Raw genomic sequence first — 26,387 nt, 5'->3', positions numbered from 1 at the left:
GCTGTTCAATTCTGTTTTCACAAGGAGTGTGTATGCGTCTGTATGGTGATCTGCGTTCCGGCAACTGTTACAAGGTGTGGCTGCTGGCCCGCTGGCTGAAGCTGCCCCTTGAGTGGGTTGAGGTGGATATTCAGGCGGGGGATACCCGTACCCCCGCATTTCTGGCCATGAACCCCAACGGCAAGATCCCGGTGCTGGAGATTGGCCAGGGCGACATGCTGGCGGAATCCAATGCCATCCTCTTCTATCTGGCGCACGGCAGCGCCTTGTGGCCAACCGATCCGCGCCAGCAGGCCGAGGTGCTCAAATGGATGTTCTTTGAGCAATACAGCCATGAGCCCTATATCGCGGTGGCCCGCTTTATCGTTCACTATCTCGGCCGCCCCGAGTCCCAGGAGGCGCGTCTCGACGGGCTGAAAGCCGGTGGCGAGAAAGCGCTGGCGGTAATGGAGCAGCAGCTGAAACAGAGCCCCTATCTGTGCGGTGATGCGCCGACCATCGCCGATATCGCCCTTTATGCCTACACCCACGTGGCAGAGGAGGGGATCTTCTCCCTTCAGGGGTGGCCCGCTATCCGTAGCTGGATCGCCCGTATCCAAGCCCATCCCCGTCACCTGACGCTGCCAGCGGCCTGTCAGGCCAGCTGATGGAACTGCTGATCGAGGCCAGTCTGTGGCAACCGCAGTGGGCTGCGCTGTTGCTGCACTGGCAGCAGCAAGGTCATCGCTGGCAACTGCTGCTGGGCAAAGAGGCGGCGGCCGCCCTCGATCAAACCGATGCACCTTGGGCGAGCAGCCCTCCAGACGGGGTGCTCTGCCCGGGAGCCCTGCTGGCTGCCTGGCTCTATGGGGATCTGCTGGCGGATTTTCATGTTGATCCCAGCCGCCAGATCCTGATCAGCGCCTCTACTTCCCTATTGACCCTCGCCAGGGAGCAGGGACTGCTCACCCTTGGCCCTGTGGGGGCCGATCTGCCGCTCACCCCCGAGGCCGATTTGGGCGCCGTGCTCAATCGACTGCTGGCGCGCCGTGTGACGGTGCCGACCCTGGCTGAGGGGCATTCGCTATCAGGTGTCGTATTGCGACAACTGCAGGCCGCCGATGAGCGCGAGATAGTGCGCTACTGCAGCGACGAGGCGCTGGCGCGCTACACCCTCAATATTCCTCACCCCTATCCGCCGGAGGGGGCCCGCGACTGGCTGGCGCTCAGCTGGCGCAAGGCGGCGCTTGGCCTTGGCTGGAGCTGGGCCATCACCTTGCCAGAGGAGCAAGGTGCGGCGTTGCTAGGGGTGATCTCCCTGCACTGGAATGGCGAGCTCGCCTGGTGGGTGGGCGTGCCCTGGCAAAATCGCGGTCTGGCGACCCGGGCAGCAAGCTTGGTCAAAGCGTTCGCCTTTGACCAACTTAAACTGCCTGCGCTGACGGCTCGCCATATGCCAGACAATTTAGCCTCCGGCCGGGTGATGGCAAAACTGGGGATGCACTATCGCGGGCGGCGCCATATCAGCGGTCGCCAGCCGTGCGAGGTGAGCTACTGGCGGCTGGATCGTGCACCCTGCTTACCCAATTCCTTGGCCGAGGAGATTGCCCGCTGGCTTGCTGATGAGCGGATTGCTGTGGTGATCCTGTGTGATCCCGCAACGACCAATCGGCAGAGTGCCAACGGCAAGCTGGCTATCTCGTTCTTTGTGGATGAGAGGGGCGCGGGGGAGAAGCCCTGTTTTCTGCGCTGCCCACCGCAACTTGAGCGGTTGCTGGCGCTACACTGTTACCCCGTCGATCTGCTGGAGCAGGCCGAACCGGAGCAGTTGTCCCATCTTGGCGGCGTCTTGCTGAAAGACAGGGATGAACAGGGGCTGGCGTGGTTGCTGCAACTGGCCGCGCTGCAGCGGCAGGGGCCCGATCTGCTCAGCCGCGAGGAGCGCGCATCACGGCTCCACTGGTTCAACCAATTGATGGCACAGGCGCTGGGCGGCAACGGTGACTCGCCGCAGATACGCTATCAGCAGTTACGGCTGCTGGTGGAGTTGCCGGAGCTGGTCGACGAGCTGGATGGCTGTTGGCATCAAACGCCCGAACTGACCTTTGAGCGGTTGGCGCGGGAGGCTCCCTCCCTCTGGCTGGCCTACCGCGAGGCGATGAACAGGGTCACCCCGGCTACGCTAACCGCCTTGCAGCAGCAGTTTGCAGCTCGTTTTCCTGAGTGCACCCTCCCATTTTTGGACAAAGGTACTCAGAATGACCAGCCGTTGTGTGGAATAATGCCCGCTCTGCTGTACGAGGAGTAATACCTGATGTTGAGAACCGAGCGCCCCGGTGACATGCTGCCGGTTTATGAGCTGCTGAGTGCTGCCTTCGGTCGTGCCGATGAGGCCGAACTGGTCAACCGCCTGCGCGAATGTGGTGCTGCCGTAGTGACCATGGTCGAAGAGGAAGAGTACGAGTTCATGGGGCACCTGATGCTAAGCCCGATCACCATTAACGGCATGGAAGGTCCCTGGCTTGGTCTGGCGCCGGTCGCGGTTCATCCCGACTGGCAAGGTCAGGGGATTGGTTCTGATCTCATCCGTGAAGGGCTTGATACGGCGCTTGAGATGGACTGGAAAGGGGTGGTAGTACTCGGGGATCCGGCCTATTACAGCCGTTTCGGTTTCCGCCCGGCTAGCGAGTTTGGCCTGCATTGCATCTATGAGGTGCCTGCCGACTGCTTTATGGCAATGGAGCTGCAGGAGCGCGGTTTTGCGGGTGTGCAGGGTGAGGTGCTCTATCACCCGCTGTTTGACGAGCTGCCTGACGAAGAGCCGCTCGAGGTGTGAATGGTCGACATCTGTGAAAAAGGCGCCTGATGGCGCCTTTTTCATCTCTATCAGCCAGTCAGGTTAGTTGAAGAACCAGTAACCACGGTTGACCAGACGGGTCAGCAGTTGCAGGAAACCGGCCTGATCGGCCAGCTCCACCATATCGGCTTGAGTGATGATGTCCTTGTCACACAAGAGCGAAATGGCTGCCGCGTCTTCGCTCTGCAGAGTCCAGGCTTCGCCGTCGATGAAGCACTGCTGGCTTTCACCGCTAAACCAGACGGTGCGCAGACCCGGCACCTTGATGGCGGGCTCGCCCTGGGTCAGCAGGTCGGCTACCTCCTCGGCGCTGTAGTCCGGCTCGACCGGATTGACGTCGAGATCGTGCTTGGCCTCGGAGATCATGGTGCCGAACCACTCCTTGAACAGGGTCTCGTCATCGAGGGCCTGCTGCATCAGCTCGCGCAGACGGTGCAGCTCGTGGGGCTGGATCTCGCCGTGACGGGCGCGGGGCTTGAGATCGGCATCGCCGTAACGCTCGGTACGCACCTCGTTGTCGATCAGGTGATCGGCAAAGGAGGAGATAAGCGCCTTGGCATCCGGTGCGCGGAAACCCACCGAGAAGTTCATGGAGGGCTCGATGGCGTAGCCTTCGTGGGGGAATCCGGGCGGAATGTAGAGAATGTCACCCGGCTCCATGATGACGTCGATGATCGCCTCGAACGGCTCGCAGTGCAGCAGGGCGGCGTGGGCGGCAAACTCGTTGAGGGGCTTGGCATCGCCGACTCGCCAGTGGCGCTTGCCCAGCCCCTGGGTGATGAACACATCGTAGTTGTCGATGTGGGGGCCGACACCCGCATGGGGGGTGGAGAAGCTCACCATCACATCGTCAAAGCGCCAGCCCGGGATGAACTGGAACGGCACCGCCAGCTCGTTCACCTCGGGGGCCCAGTGGTTGCAAGCCTGTACCAGAATGGTCCAGTTCTCTTCGCCCAGATGGTCGTAGGATTCGAAGGGGCCGTGGGCAGCATCCCACTTGCCGTCGAAACGGGTGACGAGGCGGGACTCTACCACCTCTTCCATGGCCAGACCCGCCAGCTCGTCCGGGCTGATGGGATCCTGAAAGTCCTTGAAGCCACCCTTGATAAGGAGCGGGCGCTTCTGCCAGTAGTGCTCAAGGAAGTGAGCGATATCCAGATTGAGTTCGTACATGCTGTTTCTCGTGTCTCGCAAAGAGGTTTTGCCCAAGGCAGGCTTGGGAAAAGCCACTCGGGATCCTGCCGTGGCAGGGAAAATAACAGGGGCCCTGTGGCGTATCGTGCACAGGGCCCCTTCGTCACTGCCGGTTGGCTTACTTCAGCAGATCAACCAGACGCTGGGCGTCACCGATGTAGTTGGCCGGGGTCAGCTTCTTCAGCTCAACCTTGACCGCTTCCGGCAACTCCAGGGTGTCGATAAAGGTACGCATCCCTTCGGCATCGACGCGGCGACCACGGGTCAGCTCCTTGAGCTTCTCGTAGGGCTTCTCGATACCGTAGCGGCGCATCACGGTCTGGATCGGCTCGGCCAGCACTTCCCAGTTGGCGTCCAGATCGGCGGCCATGGCGGCGTCGTTGGCTTCCAGCTTGGAGATGCCCTTGAGGGTCGCCTGATAGGCAATCAGGGAGTAACCCACCGCCACACCCAGGTTGCGCAGCACGGTAGAGTCGGTCAGATCACGCTGCCAGCGGGAGATAGGCAGCTTGCTCGCCAGATGCTGGAACACGGCGTTGGCCAGACCCAGATTGCCTTCGGAGTTCTCGAAGTCGATGGGGTTGACCTTGTGCGGCATGGTGGAGGAGCCGATCTCGCCCGCGATGGTGCGCTGCTTGAAGTGACCCAGGGAGATGTAACCCCACACATCGCGGTCGAAGTCGATCAGGATGGTGTTGAAGCGGGCCATGGCGTCGAACAGCTCGGCGATATAGTCGTGCGGCTCGATCTGGGTGGTGTAGGGGTTCCAGGTCAGACCCAGGGAGGTAACAAACTCCTCGGAGAACTGGTGCCAGTCCACATCCGGGTAGGCGCTGAGGTGGGCGTTGTAGTTGCCGACAGCACCGTTGATCTTGCCGAGGATCTCCACCGCCATGATCTGCTTGAACTGGCGCTCCAGACGGTAGGCGACGTTGGCCATCTCCTTGCCCATGGTGCTCGGGGTGGCCGGCTGGCCGTGGGTGCGGGAGAGCAGCGGCATGTCACGATACTCGTGGGCCAGACGCTTGAGCTCGCTGATCAGCTTCTCGCAATAAGGTTTGATGACCTCTTCGCGGGCGGTTTTCAGCATCAGACCGTGGGAGTTGTTGTTGATGTCTTCCGAGGTGCAGGCGAAGTGGATGAACTCGCTGACAGCCGCCAGCTCCGGGTTCACTTCGACTTTCTCTTTGAGGAAGTACTCCACCGCTTTCACATCATGGTTGGTGGTGCGCTCGATCTGTTTGATACGGGCGGCGTCACTCTCGTTGAAGTTGCTTACGATGCCGTCGAGCAGGGCGTTGGCGGCCGCGCTCAGGGCAGGGACTTCCGGGATCCCGGTGTGGCTGGCCAGTTTTTGCAACCAGCGCACCTCGACTTCGACGCGAAAACGCAGCAGGCCGAATTCGGAGAAGATAGGGCGCAGGGCATCGGCCTTGTCGCCATAACGACCGTCAATCGGGGAAACAGCAGTCAGCGCGGACAGCTCCATGGGGTGAACTCCTGATGATTTGTGTGGGGGATCCGTATCCACTCGCGCGTGGGCGGGGGTCGTCATCAAGGCGGATGTGCGGCTGTTCACCCTGATGTCGACCTCGGCTGGCCCGCGCGCGAGCCGATGATTAGTAACGTTTGGCCAGCTCCACCATCTTCTTGCGAGCGAAGATGATCTGGGTGCGGCTGCCACCGAGCTGACGCCACAGCACACAGGCACGAATGCCCGCCAGCAGCAGGGCGCGCACCTTGTGCTGCACCAGCGGTTGCTGCAGGAACAGCGGGGTACCCGCCACCTGGATGCGCGGCCCGATGGGGCTGATAAGATCGCTGTAGATGCTCGCCATGTTGGCCAAAATCTGCTCGTCGAGCAGATCGAAGTGCTGTTGCTGGCGGCCAATCTGGCTGATCCGCTCACCCAGCATATTGAGAATGTCCTTGCGCTTGGCCAGCTTGCGCTCCAGCGCAATCAGGCTTACCACGTAGCGGGTCAGCTCGGCATTTTTCTGGCTGCCGTCGGCTCCCAGCTGCTCGACCAGCGCACGGTAGCCGTCGCGAATGGCCAGATGGGTGTTGTTGAACACCTCGAGCGGCTGGCTCGGGTTGGTCACCAGAATGCTGGAGAGGCTCTCGCGCAGGGCTGCCTCGTCACAGCTGCCGTCTCGGGCCACCTTCTGCACCAGATACGCGGCCTGGCAGATGCCGGCAAAGGCCATGGTTCTGTCTTGGAATTTATCGCTCACGTCTGCTGCCTTCTGTTAAGGATTCAAACCGGATGGCTGAAACGTTGTTCGATGATGCCGCCGCCCAGACACACTTCCCCGTCGTAGAAGACGGCGGACTGGCCCGGGGTCACTGCAGCCTGCTTCTCGTCGAAGATGACCCGGATGGTCTCGTCGTCGATGGGCTGGATCAGGCAGGGGATATCCTGCTGACGGTAGCGGGTCTTGACGGTGCAGCGACGCGGCTCGCGAATGGGGGTGCGATCCACCCAGTGCAACTGGCTGGCAATCAGGCCATCGGAGTAGAGGCGGGGATGTTCGCCCTGCGCCACCACCAGCACGTTGCGCTCGACCTCTTTGTCGACCACATACCAGGCCTCTTCGGTGGCATCTTTGCGACCACCGATACCGAGCCCCTTGCGCTGGCCCAGGGTGTGATACATCAGACCCTGATGCTCGCCGATCACCTTGCCATCCACGGTCTCGATTTTACCGGGCTGGGCGGGCAGGAACTTGGCCAGGAAGTCCTTGAACTTGCGCTCGCCGATAAAGCAGATGCCGGTGGAGTCTTTCTTCTTGGCGGTGATGAGATCCAGCTGCTCGGCGATGCGGCGCACCTCCGGCTTCTCCAGATCGCCAACCGGGAACAGGCTCTGACCCACTTGCTTTTCGCTCAGGGTATAGAGGAAGTAGCTCTGATCCTTGTTGGTATCGAGACCGCGCAGCAGGCGCGGGCGGCCGGTACTGTCGTCACGGCGCACATAGTGGCCGGTGGCGATGTAGGTGGCACCCAGCTCTTCGGCGGCAAATTCGAGGAACGCCTTGAACTTGATCTCCTTGTTGCAAAGGATATCGGGGTTTGGCGTGCGGCCAGCCTTGTACTCTTCGAGGAAGTGCTCGAACACATTGTCCCAGTACTCGGCCGCGAAGTTGATGGTGTGGAGTTTCATCCCCAGCTTGTCGCAGACGGCCTTGGCATCAGCCAAATCCTGGGCGGCAGAGCAGTACTCGTCCGTGTCGTCTTCTTCCCAGTTCTTCATGAACAAGCCTTCGACCTGATAGCCCTGCTGCTGGAGCAGGTAGGCCGAGACGGAAGAATCCACGCCGCCGGACATGCCGACGATCACCTTGATTTGGCTGTTGTCTGTCATTAGTCGAAGTTACCAGTTCGTTTAAACGGGGCGTATTCTACCAGAGTTTTGCGCCCCCGGTCACATATCCATGCCGCAGTTCCCATCAGGAGCCTGATAGCAGGAAATCGTTTTTCTGTTGTTGGCCTTTGTCACCGAAAAAGAGTGTCAAATGGCCTCAGATAAAGGCCTTGAGGGCCGAGAGCGGCAGCCGTGTCCCCGCCAGATAATCCTGAATGCACTGCCACACCAAGGGGCTGCGCAGGGCCGGTTTGCATTCCGCTATTTCTTCAAGAGTGAGCCAGTGGCAAGCCAGCACATCGCCGTCAGGATCCTCTGGATGGTGCTGACCGGGCGCTTTTTCAAGGTCGAAGATGATGGCGGTGCGCACATAGGTGGCCTCGCTGTCGGCCGGTTTGTAGAGATAGGTGCCAAGCCAGGCGGTCGGCGTGGCGGTCAGACCCGTCTCTTCTTTCAGCTCGCGGCAAGCCGCTTCAAGCAGGTTTTCCCCCGGCTCCACATGGCCGGCGGGCTGGTTGAAGCGGCGCTGGCCTTTTATCTCCTCTTCCACCACCAGAAAGCGCCCCTGCCACTGCACCAGGGCGGCGACCGTCAGGCGCGCCTCCATGCGGGCGTGGCTGGTGGCCGATTGCTCTGCCTGATTGCTCATCATGACTCCTTGTCGCTGCTATTGGGATTGCCCGCTCGGGCGGGTCTGCGTGCTGTTCCTCGCCCGCTGCTGCGGGGTTTGCCGCTGGTCGGGTTTGTGGCTGCGCGCTCGGTTGGGTGAGTGCTGCGGGGGCGTTCGTCCCGTCTCGGCTGGCTGGCCCGCTGTGGCGCCTCCCCTGCCGGTTTGGCCGGTTTGGCGGTATGAGCGCCTGAACGGGATGAGGAGGGACGCGGGCTGCGGCTGGAGCTCGGCGCCAGCTCGGGGGCGGGCAGGCTGCGGCTCTCGCCGGGTGCCAGTCCATCGAGGGTCCAGTCACCGATGGCGTAGCGAATAAGGCGCAAGGTGGGGTGGCCGATATGGGCGGTCATCCGCCGCACCTGCCGGTTGCGCCCCTCGATGATCTTGATCTCCAGCCAGCTGGTGGGGATCTCCTTGCGCTCTCGAATGGGGGGATTGCGCAGCCACACCGCAGGTTCATCCATGATGCGCGCCCCGGCGGGCAGGGTCATGCCGTCATTGAGCTCCACACCGGCGCGCAGGGCGGCCAGTTGCTCCTCGCTCGGGATGCCTTCTACCTGCACCCAGTAGGTCTTGGGGGTCTTCTCCCCCGGCTGGGTGAGGCGCGCCTGCAGCTTGCCGTCGTTGGTGAGCAGCAACAGTCCCTCGCTGTCGCGATCGAGCCGCCCTGCGGCGTAGATGCCGGGCTCTTTGATGTAATCCTTGAGGGTCTCGCGGCCCGCCTCGTCGGTGAACTGGCAGAGCACCATGTAGGGCTTGTTCAGCAGGAGCAATTTGCGATCCGCCGGGGCCAGCTCCGGTTTGCGGGGGGAAACATGGCGGGGGACGGCTGGTTTGGCCGCCGTGCGCGGGGCGTTATCGCGCGGCGCACGGCTGACAGAGAGACGGGAGCGGGGAGATTTCATCGAATACACACTTCAGACAGACGATGGCAGCGAGTGTACCACAGGGTGCTGAGGGCAGGATGAATGGCTGGCGTTTCAACAAGCAGCGCTCAGAGCCAATTCGCCTAGCTCAGCAGGCTCTCGATGACGATAGCCTGACGGGCGGGGGGCGAGCCCGCCAACAGCAGGGCGTGGCTGACCACATCGTCGATCATCGCCTGCGCCAGTCGGGTGAGGGGGCGCAGGGTCTCCCGTCCGCTACCGACCGGCACCGCCAGCAGAATAATGGTCTGCACCGGCCCGATTTGAGAGCCCCATTCTATGGGCTCTTTGCAGCTAAGCAGGGTCAGCGCTGGCTGGCTGATCCCTTCGCTCAATACATGGGGCATGGCAAGGCCGGGGCGGATGATGGTGGCCGAGACCTGCTCGCGCCGACTGATCGCCTCCTCCAGCGCGGCTCTGCTGCTGATCAGCTCGGCGGGCAGCAGATCGATCAGATGCTCGAGGGCCTCGGCTTTGATCAGCGGTTCGGGGCTGTGGGCCAGCTGGCGCAGGGCAAAATGGTAGTCGGGCAGAGCGTTGGCCAGTCGCAACTCCGCCAGCGCGGCGGTGCGCGGGCGCACCAGCGGTTGACCCAGTTCGCCGCACCAGCAGGTGAAGGCCATGTGGGCGAGCTCGGCATCGCACCCTTCAATCTGCAACTGGCAGAGATCGCCGGGTTGGGTGGCGAGGGTCAACAGGGAGAGCTGGTTGCTGGCGGCAACGGTCTGGCGCCGGGTGAGGTTGGCGCAGCGGATGGTGGATTTGAACATCCCCGCCAGCCGGTTCAACTGCTTGGCCTGGGTGATGCTCAACCCCTGCTGGCAGTAGAAGGTGATTTCGCGGGTCAGCATCAGGCCGGGATCGGCAGGGCCTTGAGTACGGCGTTGGCATCCAGCAGCACGGTTTCCAGTCTCACCTGATGGATGGTGCAGCCGAGGAAGCGCTCTTTCTGCTCAATCTCGATATCGGAGGCAATCAGCACCAGGTCGGCGCTGGCAATATCGCGGGCGGTCAGCATGTTTTCCATGCCCATGGCGCCCTGAGTCTCGACCTTGATCTTGAGTCCCAGCCCAGTGGCGGCTTTTTGCAGGGCATCGGCAGCCATATAGGTATGGGCAATACCGGTCGGGCAAGCGGTGACGGCAACGATCTTCATCTGCTCTCTGTGATGCTGACAAGGGGGAGCAACAAGATAGCGCCAGCGGGGGGCTTTTACCAAAAGCGCATATGAAAAGTGGGATCTTGATGGGGATATGCCCGTCCCTTGAACGGCAGTGCAGGCTCATGCCGGGCCAGTCGGGTGGCTGGTTGCTCTAAACAACAAGGGCCACCCCTGTGGGTGGCCCTGAACAATCTGCGTCTGTTGTTATGGCTATCAGGCGGTCTGGGCGGCCAGCTCGGCGGCTTTCAGTTCGCGCTTGATGCGGCGGATCTTGCGCTCCTCGGCGACCGCGACACAACCCATCAGTACCAGACAGGCGGCGGCTGCGATATCCAGCGCCGCGAAGGTGCCGGTCCAGCCGGTCAGACCGAAGATGGGGGTGCCATCGGCGATCATGCCCAGACCCAGTTTGGCGAAGCTGTCACCAATCAGGTAAGCGAAGGTGCCCTTGACGCCATCGGCTACGCTGATGCCCTGCTTGGGGACGAAGCCCACGGCGGCCACGCCGATCAGTAATTGCGGGCCAAACACCAGGAAGCCCAGGGTGAACAGGGAGCCCAGGAACATAAACTGGGTAGTCGCATGTTGGTAGAGACCCAGGGTGGCGATGATCAGCGCCAGCGCCACGCAGGCAACCAGACCACGACGGCCATTGGCCAGATCGGAGAGGTAACCCCACATCAGGGTGCCGACTAGTGCGCCCACTTCGAAGAAGGTAAAGCCCTGAATAGCCACGTCTTTGGAGAAGCCCAGCTCCTGGTGGGCATAGACGGTGGACCACTGGTCGATACCGATACGCACCACGTAGAGGAAGATGTTGGCAAAGCAGAGCAGCCAGATCACCTTGTTGAGCAGCACATACTTCACGAAGATCTGCCACTTGGTCAGCTTCTGCTCCTCGGTGGCGATATCCTCTTCGCTCGCCACTTCGTCAAACAGCTCTTCCACCTTGCCAAGGCCGTAGGCTTCCGGCGAGTCGCTACCAAAGCGCAGGCCGATAAAGCCGACGATCAGCGCGATGATGGAGGGGAAGATAAACATGCCGAGCACGTTGCCATCAAACAGGTAGTTGGCACCGAACAACGCCACACCGGCTGCACCGGCACCGCCCACGTTGTGAGAGAGGTTCCACATACCCAGATAGGTGCCGCGCTTGTTGCGAGGGGTCCACTTGGTGATGGTGGAGTAGCTGCACGAACCGCCACAGCTCTGGAAGAAACCGCTCAGGGCATAGAAGAAGATCATGAAGTAGAGGCTGAAACCGGTGCCGCCCATGCTGGCACTGAAGCCCAGCATGCAGAGTGCGGAGAGGATCAGCATCAGCGGCAGGAACTGCTTGGTGTTCTTGCCATCGGCGTAGTAGGAGACGATGGTCTTGCCCACCCCGTAGGTGATGGAGAAGCCAAGACCGATCATGCCGAGCTCGGTCATGGAGAGACCGTACTCCTGGATCATGTCATTTTGCGCAATGTTGAAGTTCTTGCGGATCAGATACATGGTCAAATAGCCAATAAATACAACCAGATAAGATTGCATAAACGGCTTGAACCAGAGCTTGCGCCGGGCTTCGACCGGCAGGTCCAGGGTGGGGACCCGGACCTGTTGGAGCAATTTCAACATCTTCGTTCATCCTCTGCGAGATAGACGGTATTTCCGCCGCGCCCCTCATTTGTAGATAAGTTGTTCGAGGTCACGCCACGGAAGGGGGAACGGAACGTCGGGGCTGTCAGCCGTTGCTGCGCTCGACGCTCCATCCATATAAACCCGGGCCCGGCACGGGATGACGGGGCAGATTGCCCGTCGCGGTGCGGGTCACGACATCAGGTGAGGTGACTCTAATAAGAGGGGCAAAAAATGGCTTGAGAGCCATCCCTAGTGGGGCTAGGAAATTTTCCTAGTTTTTGCGCTTTCGCGGACAAAGCGTGAGAAACATCACACCGCTGACGCCGGATTGCTGTCATTTCAGCCAGTTTGGCACTCTGTGTGAGTGCTGGGCTGGTGGGATGGATAGGCCAGAAGGGAGCCAGGGAAAGGCAAGGGGAGAGGTGAAGGCAGAGATAAGGGAAGAGTGCTTATCGACCACTATTTCTCGGGGGGCGATTTTGGGAAATACGGCTCGCCAGCCATCCCAAAAAACAAGAGGCCACCCCGTGGGGTGGCCTCTTTTTATGCTCTACGAGCCGACATGGCGATGGAGGCCTCAGGCCGCCTTGGCCAGGGTCACCCCGTCACTCTTTTTGACCCGCAGTTTTTTCAGGGCAACCGCCACCACGCCGGTGACGATGGCACCGCAGATCATGCAGAGCAGGGCCAGCAGCGGCTTGTTGACCGCACCCAGCAGGGCCACGATGGGGCCACCGTGGGCGACGCTGTTGGTGATGCCGAACAGGAAGGCCATCACAGCGGCGGTCATGCTGCCCAGAATGTTGGCCGGGATAACGGCCAGCGGGTCACGGGCGGCGAACGGAATCGCCCCTTCGGAGATACCCACCAGACCCATGGCACCGGCGGCTTTGCCCGCTTCGATCTCGGACTCGTCAAAGATGCCGAGCTTGCGACCGAGCACGGTAGCCAGCGACATGCCAAGGGGCGCAGCCGGGATGGCGCAGGCCATGGCACCCATAAACTGGGTCTGGCCGGAGGCAATCATGCCGACGGAGAACAGGAACGCCACCTTGTTGACCGGGCCACCCATATCAAAGCCAGCCATACCCCCCAGCACGATACCCAGCAGCACCAGACTGCCACCGCTCATGGAGAGCAGCATGGCGTTGAGGCCAGTCATCATGTCGGCAATGGGGGCACCGATGATGAAGATGAATACCGCAGCGATAAAGAGCGACCCGACGATTGGGGCGATCAGGATCGGCACCAGCGGTTGCACCATCTTGTGGTACTGGCGGGTGGCAATCCAGCGCACCAGATAGCCGACCAACAGGCCCGCGATGATGGCACCGATAAAGCCGGTACCGGCATCCGCGCCGTAGAAGCTGCCGTTGTTGGCGATCCAGCCACCGATAAAGCCCGGTGCCAGCGCCGGACGATCACCGATGGCGTAGGCGATATAACCCGCCAGAATGGGGATCATCAGGGTGAAGGCGGCCACGCCGACGTTGAGGATCTGGTTCCACATGCTCCCTTCCGGGATCTGCATGCCGCTCGGGGTCGGGTTGCCGCCGATGGCGAGTGCCAGCGCAATCAACAGACCGCCGGTCACCACGAACGGGATCATGTGAGAGACGCCGTTCATCAGGTAGCGATAGAGATCGGAACTGCCGCCCGCACTCTTCTCTTCACCTTTTTTATCTTCTTTGCCAGCCACGTAGGCGGGGGCTTTCAGGGCCTGCTCGATCAGACCCTTGCCATCCTTGATGGGGGCCTTCACGCCGGTCTTGATGAGCGGCTTGCCAGCGAAGCGGGCCATGTCCACCTGCTTGTCACAAGCCACCACGATGGCGGTGGCGCGGGCGATCTCATCCGCGGTCGGGCTGTTCTTGACGCCGATGGAGCCGTTGGTCTCCACCTTCACCTCATAACCCAGCTCCTTGGCGGCGCGCTCCAGCGACTCGGCCGCCAGATAGGTGTGGGCGATACCGGCCGGGCAGCCGGTGACACCGATGATAAAGCCTTTGCTGGTGGTCGGGGCTGCGCTCTGCTCCTCTTTCTTGGCCAGCAGCAGCGCCAGCGCATCGGCCGGAGTTTTCGCCGCCAGCAGCTTGGCGATAAAGCCCTCTTCGATCAGCTTGCCGGAGAGCTCTGCCAGCACCTCGATGTGGTGGTTGGCGCCGCCATCGGGGGAGGCGATCATAAAGAAAATGTGGGACGGCTTGCCATCTTCGGCGCCGTACTCGATGCCGTTGCGGCTGATGCCGATGGCGACCGCCGGGTTGCATACCGCCGCACTCTTGGCGTGGGGCAGGGCCACGCCCTCTTCAAAGCCGGTGTTGCCCAGCTCTTCGCGGGCCCACAGATCCTTGATAAAGGCCTGCTCGTCGCTGACCTTGCCTTGCGACGCCAGCAGGCGGGCCATCTCGGTGAAGACCTCTTCCTTACGCGTCGCTTTCAAATCGAGGTTGATCAGATGTTCATTGATCAAGGTGGTGATCATGGCGCTCTCCCCGCTTCCGGTGACGGAAGCTATGCGTGAGTACGTATCGACGTACTGGATAAAAATGACCTGATCATTATCCCGGCTCGTCCGCACCCGCCCTATCGGACAAATGTGCTAATCACTGGATTTTTGTGCGCAGTAAAACGCGATGTGATGAAGATCCCGTTTTCAGGCAGGACTCGCCATTTTCAGTCGGCCATCCATTTTTTCTTTAAAAACAGATAAATGTATTGATGTCAGGCTCGCCGCCAGGTTTGTAATGCGCCATATCAATAAATTAATCATCAGCATGGTCTGGATTTATATGTGGTTAAACGGGGCTGTCAGATGTGACCCTTCTCACAAAAAGTCGCCATTTCGCCGGGCGGATTAGGATTTTTATGCGCCATTTCTCCCCCTGCCTTTTGCCCTCGCTGATAGCGGATTGGCGCGCACTGGAATGATGCCAGGGCGAGCTTTAATGAGTCCCCAAACCTCTTCGTTGGAAAAAATAGTTTGTTGCATATGCCATAAATTGAGCGTATACATGGCATATGCCAATTACGGCGGCATCATGATCAGACGCTTATCGAGCCGAATGATGCGTGACTAAACCAGTAAAAGTTGATGCGTACGGCTCTTCATCTGGTTGCTGCAAGAGGCTGGGAACATGGCCATGCCAACCGGCAAGCCTGCGGGAAGACCCTGAACAAGGGGACGAATGCAGAGTGGCAAGGGGCAGGGCCGGAATATCAACAGTGATAGCAGGAGGTCAAATGACCATCATCACAGCCATTCCGATGAATGACGACCATATCGCAGGACATTTTGCCAAGGCAGAGCGCTTTGTATTCGTAGATGAACAGGGGAGCACCCTGGCAGAGATCGCCAATCCGGTGGCAGGCAACGAGTGCAAAAGTGCGTTGGCGGAGCTGCTTCAGGCGCAGGGGGCCCGTCGTATCGTGTTGAAAAATATTGGTAGCAAGATGCTTGGCAAGCTGCTGGGCAGTGGGCTTGCCGTCTATCAGGCCAGTCAGGGGCGTCTCGCTATGGCCGACATGCTGAGCAATGAGTCGGGCAATCTGACCGAGCTGACATCCGCTGAACAGGGCAGTGCATCGCGATGCGCCGAGGGGGCTGGCCATCACGGCAAGGGAAGCCATCAATGCGCTCCCCGTGGCCGCCTTGGCAAAGGGGGTTGCTGCAAGTCAGCCTCCGGACAACAGCAGGGCTGTCAGGGTAACCGTCAGCACAACCACAAGAAATGTTGTGAAGAGTAAGCACTACCGCTAGGCCGAGCTGGAGGGGAACGTTGATGGAAAACCTGAATCAAGAGGGTAAGCAAATCCCCTCCATAACCAAGATTGCATATATGCCTGTCACACTCTTTTCAATCATCATGGGGCTGACGGGGGCGGCGATTGCCTGTCGCAAGGCGTTTCCGGATCTGCTGCTGTTGCAGTCGGCAGGGTTCCTGTTCGGGGTCTTGTCCTCCCTGCTACTGGCGACGTTTCTGGTGATGTATGGCTGGAAAATCCTCAGACACAATGACGAGTTCCGGCATGAGCTGAAACACCCGGTCAGGATCAATTTCTTCCCGACCATCTCAATCAGCTTGCTGCTGCAATCCGCCTACTGGGCCAGCTGGCATGATGCGGCGCTGGCCCTCTGGTCGGTGGGCGCCAGCTTGCAGCTGCTCTTCACCCTCTACATCATGAGCAACTGGATCCATCGCGACCATTTCACAATCACCCACACCAATCCGGCATGGTTTATACCGATTGTCGGCAATATTGTGGTGCCCCTGGGGGGCGTGCCGCTTGGCTTTCACGAGATCAGCCTGTTCTTCTTCAGCATTGGCCTTATTTTCTGGTTCTCTCTGCTGACCATAGTGCTCTATCGGCTGTTCTTTCATGAGAGCCTGCCCGAGAAGCTGATGCCCACCATGTTTATTCTGCTGGCTCCACCTTCCATCGGATTTATCTCGTATAGCGAAATAGCCAGTTCCAGCGACCTGTTTGCCCATGTCATTTATTATTTTGCGCTGTTTGTATTTATCTTACTGATGTACAACACCCTCACTTTTTTGAAACTGAAATTCTTTCTCTCTTCGTGGGCGTACTCATTTCCACTGGCGGCATTTTCCGCAGCCTCGGCCATGTTTGCCGACGCAACCGGGAATATCATTCCATATTATCTGGCCAAAATAGTGGTGTGTGCCCTGATTGTATTGATCATCTGGTTAATCAGCATGACAGTGCAGTCATTCTATAAAGGTGAGATTTTCACACCGGAGAAATAATGTGATGAAAAATTATCGAGAGATCAATAAAGAACAACACCAGCTTGGCTCTGCTTATCGCAAGAGCAGCCCGGATACCATGAATGCGTTTCTTGCGCTGCACAAAGCCGTTATGAAAGAGGACGAAGCGCTGGCGTTGAAATATCGGGAAATGATCGCCCTCGGTATTGGTATCGCTTCCCGCTGCGATGGCTGCATTGCCGCCCATGTTGCCGGGGCCGTGAAGGCCGGTGCTTCGCGAGCGGAACTGATTGCCACCGTGGATGTCGCGGTATTGATGGGAGGCGGCCCCTCCATCATCTATGGCACCCAGGCACATGCTGCCATCGAAGAGCTGCTCTCCTAGCACTCTGTTCTCAACATGCGAGTGGCCAAATAGCGAGTGAATAGATCAAGTGGATGAATATCAATCAGAGAACTATCAACAGACCATGATGTCCCACGCCCGTTGCATGGTGTGTGGCACTCATAACCCGGATTCACTGGGAATTCGCTTTTACCAGGGGGAGGAAGGCGCAACCGAAGGGCTGTTTATTGCCAACCAGCGCCATCAGGGTTACAGCGATATTTTGCATGGCGGCATGACCAGCACCCTGCTCGATGCGGTGATGACACATGCGTTGCTGCAACGGGGAATAAGAGGATTAACAGCGGAGTTGACCGTTCGTTTTATTGCTCCCATCGATATCGGCAGCAAAGTAGCGCTCTCGGCCAGAATAGTCGACCAGCGTCACGGTATCTATCGCCTGAATGCCGTAGCGTCGGTCGGCGGGATGATTGTTGCAAAAGCATCGGCCAAATTTATCAAGCCGAAAGCCAATAACAGGAGTTAGTGTGATGAAAAAAGAGAGTGTGGTTTTACCAGAAATGGATATCGGTATTTCAGCCGCCGATCGCAAGAAAATTGCAGATGGATTGTCGGCACTGCTTGCCGATAGTTACACCCTTTATTTGATGACTCACAATTTTCACTGGAACGTAACCGGCCCGCAGTTCAACAGCCTGCACAATATGTTTATGGATCAATACACCGAGCAGTGGAATGCGCTGGATGTTATCGCCGAGCGGATCCGCGCATTGGGCTTTCCCGCTCCCGGCACATACAAGGAGTTTGTCCGTCTCTCCTCCATTGAGGAGGTCGAAGGGGTGCCTTGTGCCAGTGAAATGCTCAAACATCTGGTGTTGGCGCAAGAAGCCACGGCGAGAACCGCCAGAAAACTGTTCGATCTGGTCGATGCCGTCAATGACCAGCCCACCGCCGATGTGCTGACCCAGCGCATCGATATTCATGAAAAAACCGCCTGGATGCTAAGAAGCATGCTCTCCTGATGGCACGGGGCTGCCATATCTTTGGCAGCCCGATCTTCTCTTACCTGTTTGGTCCAACCGGGCCCTTTGGCTGCTGTCGTTTGGTTCGATAGCGATGCACGAGCCAGTCAACTCCCGCCATTGCCGCCGCGACGCCAATCATGATCAGAGTGAGGCGGCCGCCCTCCTGCCATGAGAGCAAGCCCAGATGAAAGTCCTGCCGAATAAATTCCGGGATCAGGCCGATAGGCAAGGTAATAGCCAGATAGGATGTAAATTTTCTGAAAAACATATGGTCAGGTTTTGGCGTCTGTTTGTATTGGTCCATCCAGTTTCCTGTTAGCTGTTAACGGTCAGTTGAGTGAGATAGCTATTTACCTCTGCCCGAGTCGTGAAACGGTGCTTGTCGTTTGGGAATCGATCAAACAGCTCGCGATGGAATTGGCGGGAGCTTTTACCGGCTCGCTGCCCATATTCCGATGCCCACACCAGCAGTTGTTGAAAGCTCTCTTCGGCTGCCACTGTATCCCGTTGCCTGGCACTTTGTGATCCGCGCGATAGCAGTGAATCACGGCATACAGACCAGTCGAGATCAAGAAAAAGCAGGGTATCGGCGGCATCAAGCAGTTGCTCGGCCAGGGCACCAAATACCCCTTCGACCACCCATGATGGCTCTTGAGCAAGGGTTTGAATGGCATGATCAATCTCATGCTGGGGCCGTTTTTGGTTAAAGCCGCCCGGTTGCCAGACGATGGTGTCCAGATTGACCTCGCGGATAGTTAACTGCTCAGCCAATCGAGCTGCCAACCAGCTCTTGCCCGATCCCGAGTTGCCAATAATCAGAATTCGTTTCATCTATGAGCTCTCTTTTTTGGAACAGATATCTGGAAGCTGGAAAGTAGAGATGATGACGTGAATGTCCGAATACGCTTCGCTATTGGAACCTACGGGCTGAAATTGATACCGAAGGAAGTGCGCACTAAAGTAGCGTAAACAAGACACTGGTTTGAGGCCGGTGTCAGGTGATAACTAGATCTGTACAATTGGGATGAAATTACTCCAGCTCATCTTTAAGATAATGATTATAAAGGTCAATTTTTAATAATGAAAAAGCAATATCCTTTATTTTGTTTTTATCTAAATTGATTTGTAAAAATGTCTCAATGACTTTTTTCTTTGTTAATTCATCATGCATTTCCATATAACTTTTTATGAAGGATTTATTTATTCTTGGTAGTAGGGAAATAAAGCTTATGTATTGATCTTTAGTGCTGTTATAATGTTTTATTGTCTTGAAGGTTTCTATATGGTTATCTGATCTTTTGATGTCCTCAGTTAACCCATTTGGATTTTTAATTAAAGTGACATTAAAGCCATCTTCCAATAATGGTGTTTTAACGCCATGTATTGTATCTAGAAAATCTTCAAAGTCCCCATCTTTATTTAATTGTAGGATAAAATTGTGTGAGTTTGAGATAGAGTCTTTATATGGGTTTAGATGTTCTACCTCTATAAAGTCATGGTCTGATTTTAAATTTGAGTTGCAAGCCGTACAAGATGGAATTAAATTTCTAATGTTCACACTGAAAAATGGATATTTTGATTTGCAAATGTAATGGTCTAACGCTGGTCTTACAACAGCTTGGTTTGTCACGGGATCAATTTCATCAATAATTATGGTTGTCAGGTTTATGTTGCAGTATGGGCATACCTTAGGTTTGATTTTGTTTAGGAAGGCATAGGCATTCCATGTGTTTGGATCATATTGTCGATTTGTAGGTATGTAACTAAAACGTTCATAGTCAAAAAGCTTTGAGGCTCTTCCTCTAATATCATTAGATATAGCATCTATAGAGCTGTAACTCATTTCTCTAGGTAGAAATCTCATCTCCTTTATTAAGTCAGAAATGAAAGGTTGCATTTTTCTTACCTGATCAGGGAGACACATAAGGAAAAATAAACGATGCTTATTGTAAATTTTTGAGTGATAAAATCTTTCCATCTCCATAGGATTCATCGAGATGTATGCAAAACATAGTTCTTTATTAAGAAGCAGCGACTTATAGAATCGTTTTTCTATTTGATAAACTAGGGATATTGGTTTCGGAGAGTGTATTAATCGAAACTTAAAACGTTGGTAAAAACCTTCAGAGAACCATCTTATTATTTCCTCGTTTAGCGAGGAGCTTATGTTGATCATTTTTATGACTCCTTCAAGACTTTTCTGAGGAAATCATCACCTATTATATCAATCATTTTTGACAAGAGCGGGTCTGATTTTTTGTTCTTGATGCTACTTGATATGGCTTTTATCTTTCGATAGGAAAATTCGCCTACCGTTTTATTTACAGTAAATCCTTCGCTGTAGAGGTCGTACAGGTTTGCACCAAAAAAACTCTTCTCTGCATCAATGTCATATCCAAAGAAATTTGTGGACTCTTTGGGTAGATCACTTAATATTAGGGGGGAATGAGACGTTACAATTAGTTTTATTTTTGATTTGTGTTGTTTTATTTTTTTAATGAACTCTATTATGTTGCTAACATAGTGTCGCTGTAATTCAGGGTGTAAAAAAACCTCTCCTTCATCAATAAATACATTAATATATTGTGCGTTTTTTGGTATAAATTCATATAGCCTAGAGTACATGGTCAGTGCTGAATACTGTCCTGAGCTGACGCCATTCCATTTTATATCTATACCAGATAAAGCACTTCTTAGATTAGATATTAACTCAGTAATTCCAATGAATTCATTGTAACTACTAACACCAAATGTAAAACGATCATTGTTACCATGAAACGGAATATTCCATTGCCTGACAAAATGATCAAAAGAGTATGCGTCATAACGCTTATCTATAAAGAATGAAATTTCTTTTTCTAGCCTCTTTGGTATACCTGGCATCAACAGGTTTGATAAATGCAGGTTGATTTGTTCATACCATAAATCATTATTTAAGCTTTTAGCTAGTTGCGTAAGAATTGAAACAATATCATCCCTGTATTTTAAGGAGTATAAGTCCTTATTTGAACTCTTGGAGTTTAATTGATTCAATATGATTGAAGCCACTCTTTTTAAAGTGGAGTCGAGTAGACTGACATATATCAATGCGCTAATTGGATTTTTTTGCAAAGAATTGTTTTTATTTGGGAAGTTATATTTTATGAAATTTGTCAGTAGTGATATAAAATCATCATTTTTAGTCTGGTAATAATTCTCTGGGGTGTCATAAATAAATGGCAAGTCATTTGTGATACGAAATCTGATGTTATAATCTTCTTTGAAAATATGCGAGATGCTTTGAACTGTAGCTATTACACCCTCTAATCTTTTTGATAGTTCAGATGTTAAGTTAACACTACCAAGCATAGGTACGTCATGTACTTTAAGAAAACTCAATTTTACATTCTTAAATAGTTCAAACTGAGATTTAACATCTTTATGTTTTTGTAAATATGCGCGACTAAGCAAGTACGTATTAGAGCAGTTAATTATATTTGCATTAGTAAATGTTGGTTTGACTGCTAACGGTTCTAGTGCATGCGAAAAATAAACTGCAGAAAAATCCTCTACTTCAAGATCGCTCTTGAATATTCTTACTGGTTCAGCGTTTTTACTGAAAACCTTGACATTCCCCAGTCCCTCTGAAATATAAAAAATCTCTCCGGATTCTTCAAAAATGGCAATGAACGAAGCGTTTTCAGGAAGGCTGTCTTCATATAGACTAAGAATGAACTCAATAGTAGTGCTTTTCCCTGAACCATTAGTTCCAAAAAAAGACACAATATCTATGTTTTCAGAAAAGAAGTTATCCGGTATTGAGCTTTTAGATACAAAGAATGAGAGATTTTTATTTTTAACGTTGAATTGACTAGATAGAGATATTTCTTTGTTTTTTATTACTTTGTAGTCATCAATAAAAAGATATATCAATTCCATGCAGAAAACCCCAGTTTAAATTTTTGGTTACATATTTGCACAGGAATAAATGAAATCAGCGTGTGTATTGTACTTTGTTGCACTTTACAAATACTACGCTACCGCCCGTGGATTACAGCCTCCAGCCTGCTGCGGTTATCCGGCGATGTGGTGGATGGCGAAACGGCTGCGCAGGGTTATCTCTGCAAGAGTGGTTGCCAAGTGGAGCATATTAGTCGAGAGAGCCGCTGGGTAAAACCGCTGCCCAGTAAAAACCTGCCAAAGATCAATAAATTACTTATTAAACGAGTGATATCTGCCCATTTGGTACAGTGACCGCAGGTAGAACGTCGCCCCTACCTGTGCACCACAACTCAGGCCGACTCCCGTTTTTGCAGGTTGGGGGTGATGATATGGCGGTTGGGGGCGAGTTCGGGCTGCTGCATCCGGGTCAGCAGTCGTTTTGCCGCCTGACGGCCGATTTCGCGGGCCGGTGAGCTGACGAAAGTGAGGGCGGGGGAGGTGAGTTCGGCCTCCGCCACATCGTCAAAGCCGAGCAGGGCCACCTGCTGGCCTATGTAGTTGTCCTTGCCCACGGTGCGGCCGCTCGCCTCGACACCATAGATGGCGCCGAGCGCCACCTCGGGGTAGTGGCAGAGCACGGCGGTCACCTTGGGGTGCTGGTGCAGCAGCTGGGCGATGGTGTCGGCGGCGCTGCGCTGGGTGCGCTCGCACTCCAGTACCCACTCCGGTTTGAAGGGCAGGCCATATTGCAGCAGGCTGGCGCAGTAGCCGCCGATCCGCTCGGCGCGGGTCAGGGAGTCGGCCCGCCCGCCGACATAGGCGATATGGCGGTGGCCCTGCTCGATAAGGTAGGTGGTGGCCTGCTTGGCGGCGTGGGTGTTGTCGGGGCCGATAAAGTCCACATCATCCCGATAGTAGGAGCGGGCGGCGCACACCACCGGCAGCTCGGAGTCGAGCAGGGTCTCTAGCGTCTTGGCCGCCGCGCCGCGCACCGGATTGAAGATGATGCCCGCCACCCCTTGCCGTGACAGGGAGTGGATGCTCTGCTGCAGCCGCTCCGGACTGTGGCCGCACTGGGTCAGAAACAGCAGATACCCCTGCTGCTCCAGCACCTCGCTCACCCCGGCGGTCACCTCGGTATAGAAGGGGTCGGTGATGTCGCGCAGGATCAGCCCCACCAGATTGGATTGCTGGCTGCGCAGGTTGGCGGCGGCGCTGTTGGGCACGTAGTCGAGCTCTTTTATCGCCTGCTGCACCCGCTCGGCGGTGGCCGGGGAGATGCGCCCCTTGCCGTTGAGCACCATGGAGACGGTGGTGACCGATACTCCCGCCCGCTGGGCGACATCGGTGATCTTGGTGGCTTTGGCAGAGAGGGATTTGGGCGACATAGGGCGAACGGACGACGGACAGTTGAAAGCGAGGCCCCAGCATACCTGCTTGGGTTGCCAAGTGAAACGTTACATCACCATTGGGCCGATCCGGCTCACAAATTTGGATCCTGCTGCCAGCCAGCCCCCTTATTCTGTGATCCTGTCGGCACTTGTAAATTGATAAAACGTTTTATCATCCAGCAAAACCTGATGCTGACCCGCGCCTCTGCGTCGAGATTGCTACGAGCAGCCACGGGGAAAGCCGCAGATATTGCTGTCTATTCACAAGGAGCCGTTTCATGGCCAAGCCCCAAGCCAAATCCACCATCTGGGAGTTCCTGCAGAGCCTCGGCAAGACCTTTATGTTGCCGGTCGCCCTGCTGGCCTTCTCGGGCATCCTGCTCGGTGTCGGCAGCTCGCTCACCAGCGATGCGGTCAAGCAGAGCATGCCCTTCCTCGACAATACCGTGCTGCAACTGCTGTTCCTCTGGATGACCAAGGTGGGGCTGGTGGCCTTTATCTATCTGCCGGTGATGTTTGCGGTGGCCATTCCGCTCGGGCTGGCGCGAGAAGAGAAGGGGGTCGCGGCCTTTGCCGGTTTCGTCGGCTATGCGGCGCTCAACCTCTCCATCAACTTCTACCTGACCGTGGCCAACGTCATCGGTGATGCAGCGGTGGAGAAGGCCTACGGGGTGAAATCGATCCTCGGCATCAGCTCCATCGACACCGGGATTCTGGGGGCCATCATCGTCGGGGTGATCGTCGCGAAGTTGCACGCCCGTTTCTACACCTACAAGATGCCCGATGCGCTCGCCTTCTTCGGCGGTGCCCGCTTCGTGCCCATCATCACCGCGCTGGTGCTGGGTGTGGTCGGCTTGGTCGTGCCGTTCGTCTGGCCCTGGTTTGCTGCCGGCATCAACGGCATCGGGGCGCTCATCTCCCACGCCGGTCCCTTCGGCCCCTTCCTGTTCGGTACCGGTGAGCGCCTGCTGCTGCCGCTCGGTCTGCACCACATTCTGGTGGCGCTGATCCGCTTTACCGAAGCGGGCGGCACCCAGCTGGTATGCGGTCACGAGGTGAGCGGCGCCCTCAATATCTTCTACGCCGAGCTCTCCTGCGCCGATACCAGTGGTTTCTCGGTCTCTGCCACCTCCTTCCTCTCGCAGGGCAAGATGCCAGCCTTCCTCGGCGGCCTGCCGGGTGCGGCGCTCGCCATGTATCACTGCGCCCGTCCGGAAAATCGCGGCAAGATCAAGGCGCTGCTGGTCTCCGGCGTGGTGGCCTGCGTCATCGGCGGCATCACAGAGCCGCTGGAGTTCCTGTTCCTGTTCGTGGCGCCGGTACTCTACGTTATTCACGCCATCCTGACGGGGCTCGGCTTTATGACCATGGGGCTGCTCGGCGTCACCATCGGCAACACCGACGGCAACCTCATCGATTTTCTGGTGTTCGGCGTGCTGCAAGGCACCGCCACCAAGTGGTATCTGGTGCCGGTCGCGGCCGCCATCTGGTTTGCCATCTACTACAGCGTGTTCCGCTTCGCCATCGTGCGCTTTAACCTGAAAACCCCCGGTCGTGAAATCGAGACCAGCGAGACAGCCCAGCCCGCAGGCAAGAAGGCCGGCAACAGCGGTTACAACGGTGAAATCATCCTTAACGCCCTGGGCGGCGCCGATAACATTCTCGCGCTCGATAACTGCATCACCCGCCTGCGGATGTCGGTGCAGGACATGAGCCGGGTCGATGACAAGGTATTGAAAGCGAACGGTGCCATCGGGGTGATCAAGCTCGATGAGCACAACCTGCAGGTGGTGATTGGCCCGCAGGTGCATCTGGTGAAAAACCAGCTGCAGAGCCTGATGGGGGCCTGAACCGGCCAATAAGATCCGAACGGGGGGCGCAAGCCCCCCTTGTTTGCCTCTCCCAATATGTCTCCTGTTTATGGAGGGAGAAACTTCATGCACGATATTTATGACTTCGACCGCGTGGTCGACCGCCACGGCACCTACTGCACTCAGTGGGACTATGTAGCCGACCGTTTTGGCCATGCCGACCTGCTCCCCTTTACCATCTCCGATATGGATTTCGAGACCGCCCCCTGCATTCGCCAGAACCTGGCAACCCGTCTTGAGCACGGGGTATTTGGCTACAGCCGCTGGAATCACGACGACTTCAAGGGGGCGGTGAGCAACTGGTTTGCCCACCGCTACGGGGCGAGCCTCGACCCCGAGACGCTGGTCTACGGCCCCTCGGTCATCTATGTGATTGCCCAGCTGGTGAGCCTCTGGTCGGCGCCGGGGGAGGGGGTGCTGGTGCATACCCCCGCCTACGATGCCTTCGGCAATATGCTGGCAGCCAACGACAGGGTGCTGCTGCCTTGCCCGCTTAAAAAAGAGCAGGGGAGTTACCAGATCGACTGGGCCTGCTTCGAGCAACAGGCAGCCCGCCCCGATTGCCGGATTTTGCTGCTCTGCAGCCCCCACAACCCCACTGGCCGGGTCTGGACGCGGGATGAACTGGGCCGGATGGCCGCCATCTGCCAGCGCCACGGGATCAAGGTCATCTCGGACGACATCCATATGGATGTGAGCTTTGCCCGCTACCTGCCGTGGAGCGAGGTGGCGCCGGATGATCACTGGGCGCTGGTGAGCTCGGGCTCCAAATCCTTCAATATTCCCGCCCTTGGCGGCGCCTACGCCTTTATTGCCAACGCAGCGGCGCGGACCGCCTATCTGCAGCGGCTCAAGGCGGCCCATGGGCTATCTTCCCCACCCATTCTCGGGGTGCTGGCCCATATCAGTGCCTATCGGGACGGGGCTGCCTGGCTCGATGCCCTGAAAGCCTACCTGCACGGCAACCTCACCCATGTGGCGGCGCGGCTCAACGCGGCTTTCCCCGCCATAGACTATCGGGTGCCCGAGGGAACTTATCTCGCCTGGATTGATCTGCGCGGCCTTGGCATCGACTCCACTGAACGGATGGATGCGCTGCAAACCTTGCTGGTGGAGAAATACCGGGTCGCCATCATGCGTGGCGACACCTACGGCCCGGAAGGCACAGGTTATATCCGCCTCAACGTCGGCTGCCCGCGCTCGAAGGTTGACCAGGGGCTCGACGCCCTGATCGGCGCGCTGGGGGAGGTGGGGTAAGGGTTGGGATATCTGGCTGGATGAGCTGTTGATTCATCCAGCCGGTGACCTTGATAGAGGCGTTCGGCTCGGTT

Annotated in this window: 25 protein-coding genes; 10 read left to right on the top strand and 15 right to left on the bottom strand. The window is 56.5% G+C overall.

What is annotated here, in order from left to right:
- The first annotated feature begins 32 nt into the window (after positions 1 to 32).
- The 3 genes from ACTG2S_RS16050 to ACTG2S_RS16040 are packed head-to-tail and all read left to right on the top strand — an operon-like array spanning position 33 to position 2,815.
- Positions 33 to 647 (top strand): glutathione S-transferase family protein, encoded by a 615-nt coding sequence (locus tag ACTG2S_RS16050; protein WP_274161155.1) that lies wholly within the window; start codon positions 33 to 35, stop codon positions 645 to 647.
- Complete coding sequence (locus ACTG2S_RS16045; RefSeq protein WP_274161156.1) at positions 647 to 2,287, top strand: GNAT family N-acetyltransferase; 1,641 nt, start codon at positions 647 to 649, stop codon at positions 2,285 to 2,287. The genes ACTG2S_RS16050 and ACTG2S_RS16045 overlap by 1 nt, the downstream gene beginning before the upstream one ends.
- A 6-nt stretch (positions 2,288 to 2,293) precedes the next feature.
- Complete coding sequence (locus tag ACTG2S_RS16040) at positions 2,294 to 2,815, top strand: GNAT family N-acetyltransferase (RefSeq protein ID WP_252655386.1); 522 nt, start codon at positions 2,294 to 2,296, stop codon at positions 2,813 to 2,815.
- 63 nt (positions 2,816 to 2,878) lie between these two features.
- Here ACTG2S_RS16040 and ACTG2S_RS16035 read toward each other — a convergent pair whose 3' ends face one another.
- The 10 genes from ACTG2S_RS16035 to ACTG2S_RS15990 form a co-directional block, all read right to left on the bottom strand.
- The gene (locus ACTG2S_RS16035) at positions 2,879 to 4,009 is read right to left on the bottom strand and encodes a ribosomal protein uL16 3-hydroxylase (protein ID WP_005353621.1); all 1,131 of its coding nucleotides are present in this window, start codon (positions 4,007 to 4,009) and stop codon (positions 2,879 to 2,881) included.
- A gap of 139 nt (positions 4,010 to 4,148) precedes the next feature.
- Positions 4,149 to 5,519 carry an adenylosuccinate lyase gene (gene purB / locus ACTG2S_RS16030; RefSeq protein ID WP_160880902.1) on the bottom strand — a complete coding sequence of 457 codons (1,371 nt, stop codon included), beginning with the start codon at positions 5,517 to 5,519 and terminating at the stop codon, positions 4,149 to 4,151.
- 130 nt (positions 5,520 to 5,649) lie between these two features.
- The gene (gene hflD / locus ACTG2S_RS16025) at positions 5,650 to 6,264 is read right to left on the bottom strand and encodes a high frequency lysogenization protein HflD (RefSeq protein ID WP_005334622.1); all 615 of its coding nucleotides are present in this window, start codon (positions 6,262 to 6,264) and stop codon (positions 5,650 to 5,652) included.
- A 23-nt stretch (positions 6,265 to 6,287) separates the two neighbouring features.
- Positions 6,288 to 7,394 (bottom strand): tRNA 2-thiouridine(34) synthase MnmA, encoded by a 1,107-nt coding sequence (gene mnmA / locus ACTG2S_RS16020; protein WP_005353619.1) that lies wholly within the window; start codon positions 7,392 to 7,394, stop codon positions 6,288 to 6,290.
- 157 nt (positions 7,395 to 7,551) lie between these two features.
- Positions 7,552 to 8,043: an NUDIX hydrolase gene (locus tag ACTG2S_RS16015; RefSeq protein WP_064339722.1), complete on the bottom strand. Its 492-nt coding sequence runs from the start codon at positions 8,041 to 8,043 to the stop codon at positions 7,552 to 7,554.
- A complete protein-coding gene (locus ACTG2S_RS16010) occupies positions 8,043 to 8,966 on the bottom strand; it encodes a pseudouridine synthase (protein ID WP_274161157.1) in 924 nt (307 codons plus the stop codon). Before ACTG2S_RS16010 ends, ACTG2S_RS16015 begins: the two co-directional genes overlap by 1 nt.
- Positions 8,967 to 9,070: 104 nt before the next feature.
- A complete protein-coding gene (locus tag ACTG2S_RS16005) occupies positions 9,071 to 9,838 on the bottom strand; it encodes a PTS sugar transporter subunit IIA (protein ID WP_274161158.1) in 768 nt (255 codons plus the stop codon).
- Positions 9,838 to 10,143: a PTS fructose transporter subunit IIB gene (locus ACTG2S_RS16000; protein WP_005334611.1), complete on the bottom strand. Its 306-nt coding sequence runs from the start codon at positions 10,141 to 10,143 to the stop codon at positions 9,838 to 9,840. The genes ACTG2S_RS16005 and ACTG2S_RS16000 overlap by 1 nt, the downstream gene beginning before the upstream one ends.
- A 219-nt stretch (positions 10,144 to 10,362) precedes the next feature.
- The gene (uhpT, locus tag ACTG2S_RS15995) at positions 10,363 to 11,769 is read right to left on the bottom strand and encodes a hexose-6-phosphate:phosphate antiporter (RefSeq protein ID WP_005334609.1); all 1,407 of its coding nucleotides are present in this window, start codon (positions 11,767 to 11,769) and stop codon (positions 10,363 to 10,365) included.
- A gap of 580 nt (positions 11,770 to 12,349) precedes the next feature.
- Positions 12,350 to 14,257, bottom strand: a complete 1,908-nt coding sequence (locus ACTG2S_RS15990) for a PTS fructose transporter subunit IIABC (protein ID WP_274161159.1) — start codon at positions 14,255 to 14,257, stop codon at positions 12,350 to 12,352.
- Between the two features lie 758 nt (positions 14,258 to 15,015).
- Between ACTG2S_RS15990 and ACTG2S_RS15985 the strand changes: the two genes are divergently transcribed.
- From ACTG2S_RS15985 to ACTG2S_RS15965, 5 genes are read left to right on the top strand one after another with little or no spacing between them, the layout of a single operon-like run.
- Positions 15,016 to 15,519, top strand: coding sequence for a NifB/NifX family molybdenum-iron cluster-binding protein (locus ACTG2S_RS15985; protein WP_274161160.1), 504 nt, complete (start codon positions 15,016 to 15,018; stop codon positions 15,517 to 15,519).
- A gap of 35 nt (positions 15,520 to 15,554) precedes the next feature.
- Positions 15,555 to 16,541 carry an SLAC1 anion channel family protein gene (locus ACTG2S_RS15980; RefSeq protein ID WP_274161161.1) on the top strand — a complete coding sequence of 329 codons (987 nt, stop codon included), beginning with the start codon at positions 15,555 to 15,557 and terminating at the stop codon, positions 16,539 to 16,541.
- Between the two features lie 4 nt (positions 16,542 to 16,545).
- On the top strand, positions 16,546 to 16,887 hold the full coding sequence (locus ACTG2S_RS15975; protein ID WP_120415675.1) for a carboxymuconolactone decarboxylase family protein: 342 nt from the start codon (positions 16,546 to 16,548) through the stop codon (positions 16,885 to 16,887).
- Between the two features lie 49 nt (positions 16,888 to 16,936).
- A complete protein-coding gene (locus tag ACTG2S_RS15970) occupies positions 16,937 to 17,374 on the top strand; it encodes a PaaI family thioesterase (protein WP_274161162.1) in 438 nt (145 codons plus the stop codon).
- 4 nt (positions 17,375 to 17,378) lie between these two features.
- On the top strand, positions 17,379 to 17,870 hold the full coding sequence (locus ACTG2S_RS15965) for a Dps family protein (protein ID WP_005334596.1): 492 nt from the start codon (positions 17,379 to 17,381) through the stop codon (positions 17,868 to 17,870).
- 40 nt (positions 17,871 to 17,910) lie between these two features.
- Here ACTG2S_RS15965 and ACTG2S_RS15960 read toward each other — a convergent pair whose 3' ends face one another.
- The 5 genes from ACTG2S_RS15960 to ACTG2S_RS15940 form a co-directional block, all read right to left on the bottom strand.
- On the bottom strand, positions 17,911 to 18,177 hold the full coding sequence (locus tag ACTG2S_RS15960; RefSeq protein ID WP_439982909.1) for a hypothetical protein: 267 nt from the start codon (positions 18,175 to 18,177) through the stop codon (positions 17,911 to 17,913).
- A gap of 11 nt (positions 18,178 to 18,188) precedes the next feature.
- The gene (locus tag ACTG2S_RS15955) at positions 18,189 to 18,704 is read right to left on the bottom strand and encodes an AAA family ATPase (protein WP_274161164.1); all 516 of its coding nucleotides are present in this window, start codon (positions 18,702 to 18,704) and stop codon (positions 18,189 to 18,191) included.
- A 199-nt stretch (positions 18,705 to 18,903) separates the two neighbouring features.
- Positions 18,904 to 19,770, bottom strand: coding sequence for a hypothetical protein (locus tag ACTG2S_RS15950; protein WP_274161165.1), 867 nt, complete (start codon positions 19,768 to 19,770; stop codon positions 18,904 to 18,906).
- Positions 19,771 to 20,051: 281 nt separating this feature from the next.
- The gene (locus tag ACTG2S_RS15945; RefSeq protein ID WP_439982905.1) at positions 20,052 to 21,791 is read right to left on the bottom strand and encodes an AAA family ATPase; all 1,740 of its coding nucleotides are present in this window, start codon (positions 21,789 to 21,791) and stop codon (positions 20,052 to 20,054) included.
- 353 nt (positions 21,792 to 22,144) lie between these two features.
- The gene (locus ACTG2S_RS15940; protein WP_103252222.1) at positions 22,145 to 23,182 is read right to left on the bottom strand and encodes a Mal regulon transcriptional regulator MalI; all 1,038 of its coding nucleotides are present in this window, start codon (positions 23,180 to 23,182) and stop codon (positions 22,145 to 22,147) included.
- A gap of 281 nt (positions 23,183 to 23,463) precedes the next feature.
- Here ACTG2S_RS15940 and malX point away from each other — a divergent pair, with 281 nt between their 5' ends.
- Together malX and ACTG2S_RS15930 are read left to right on the top strand one after the other, a co-directional pair.
- The gene (malX, locus tag ACTG2S_RS15935; RefSeq protein ID WP_227341050.1) at positions 23,464 to 25,035 is read left to right on the top strand and encodes a maltose/glucose-specific PTS transporter subunit IIBC; all 1,572 of its coding nucleotides are present in this window, start codon (positions 23,464 to 23,466) and stop codon (positions 25,033 to 25,035) included.
- 87 nt (positions 25,036 to 25,122) lie between these two features.
- A complete protein-coding gene (locus ACTG2S_RS15930) occupies positions 25,123 to 26,313 on the top strand; it encodes a MalY/PatB family protein (RefSeq protein WP_274161922.1) in 1,191 nt (396 codons plus the stop codon).
- Positions 26,314 to 26,387 lie beyond the last annotated feature (74 nt).

Source organism: Aeromonas sp. 82P, assembly GCF_051919365.1.
In the GTDB taxonomy this organism is placed as follows: Bacteria; Pseudomonadota; Gammaproteobacteria; order Enterobacterales; family Aeromonadaceae; genus Aeromonas; species Aeromonas veronii.
This window is presented reverse-complemented; position numbering and strand designations above follow the sequence as displayed.

Excerpts from the sequence above, each read along its gene's own strand:
- ACTG2S_RS16050 (WP_274161155.1), top strand. The coding sequence starts at position 33 with ATGCGTCTGTATGGTGATCTGCGTTCCGGCAACTGTTACAAGGTGTGG.
- ACTG2S_RS16045 (WP_274161156.1), top strand. The coding sequence starts at position 647 with ATGGAACTGCTGATCGAGGCCAGTCTGTGGCAACCGCAGTGGGCTGCG.
- ACTG2S_RS16040 (WP_252655386.1), top strand. The coding sequence starts at position 2,294 with ATGTTGAGAACCGAGCGCCCCGGTGACATGCTGCCGGTTTATGAGCTG.
- ACTG2S_RS16035 (WP_005353621.1), bottom strand. The coding sequence starts at position 4,009 with ATGTACGAACTCAATCTGGATATCGCTCACTTCCTTGAGCACTACTGG.
- purB (WP_160880902.1), bottom strand. The coding sequence starts at position 5,519 with ATGGAGCTGTCCGCGCTGACTGCTGTTTCCCCGATTGACGGTCGTTAT.
- mnmA (WP_005353619.1), bottom strand. The coding sequence starts at position 7,394 with ATGACAGACAACAGCCAAATCAAGGTGATCGTCGGCATGTCCGGCGGC.
- ACTG2S_RS16015 (WP_064339722.1), bottom strand. The coding sequence starts at position 8,043 with ATGAGCAATCAGGCAGAGCAATCGGCCACCAGCCACGCCCGCATGGAG.
- ACTG2S_RS16010 (WP_274161157.1), bottom strand. The coding sequence starts at position 8,966 with ATGAAATCTCCCCGCTCCCGTCTCTCTGTCAGCCGTGCGCCGCGCGAT.
- ACTG2S_RS16005 (WP_274161158.1), bottom strand. The coding sequence starts at position 9,838 with ATGCTGACCCGCGAAATCACCTTCTACTGCCAGCAGGGGTTGAGCATC.
- ACTG2S_RS16000 (WP_005334611.1), bottom strand. The coding sequence starts at position 10,143 with ATGAAGATCGTTGCCGTCACCGCTTGCCCGACCGGTATTGCCCATACC.
- uhpT (WP_005334609.1), bottom strand. The coding sequence starts at position 11,769 with ATGTTGAAATTGCTCCAACAGGTCCGGGTCCCCACCCTGGACCTGCCG.
- ACTG2S_RS15990 (WP_274161159.1), bottom strand. The coding sequence starts at position 14,257 with ATGATCACCACCTTGATCAATGAACATCTGATCAACCTCGATTTGAAA.
- ACTG2S_RS15985 (WP_274161160.1), top strand. The coding sequence starts at position 15,016 with ATGACCATCATCACAGCCATTCCGATGAATGACGACCATATCGCAGGA.
- ACTG2S_RS15980 (WP_274161161.1), top strand. The coding sequence starts at position 15,555 with ATGGAAAACCTGAATCAAGAGGGTAAGCAAATCCCCTCCATAACCAAG.
- ACTG2S_RS15975 (WP_120415675.1), top strand. The coding sequence starts at position 16,546 with ATGAAAAATTATCGAGAGATCAATAAAGAACAACACCAGCTTGGCTCT.
- ACTG2S_RS15965 (WP_005334596.1), top strand. The coding sequence starts at position 17,379 with ATGAAAAAAGAGAGTGTGGTTTTACCAGAAATGGATATCGGTATTTCA.
- ACTG2S_RS15960 (WP_439982909.1), bottom strand. The coding sequence starts at position 18,177 with ATGGACCAATACAAACAGACGCCAAAACCTGACCATATGTTTTTCAGA.
- ACTG2S_RS15955 (WP_274161164.1), bottom strand. The coding sequence starts at position 18,704 with ATGAAACGAATTCTGATTATTGGCAACTCGGGATCGGGCAAGAGCTGG.
- ACTG2S_RS15950 (WP_274161165.1), bottom strand. The coding sequence starts at position 19,770 with ATGCAACCTTTCATTTCTGACTTAATAAAGGAGATGAGATTTCTACCT.
- ACTG2S_RS15945 (WP_439982905.1), bottom strand. The coding sequence starts at position 21,791 with ATGGAATTGATATATCTTTTTATTGATGACTACAAAGTAATAAAAAAC.
- ACTG2S_RS15940 (WP_103252222.1), bottom strand. The coding sequence starts at position 23,182 with ATGTCGCCCAAATCCCTCTCTGCCAAAGCCACCAAGATCACCGATGTC.
- malX (WP_227341050.1), top strand. The coding sequence starts at position 23,464 with ATGGCCAAGCCCCAAGCCAAATCCACCATCTGGGAGTTCCTGCAGAGC.
- ACTG2S_RS15930 (WP_274161922.1), top strand. The coding sequence starts at position 25,123 with ATGCACGATATTTATGACTTCGACCGCGTGGTCGACCGCCACGGCACC.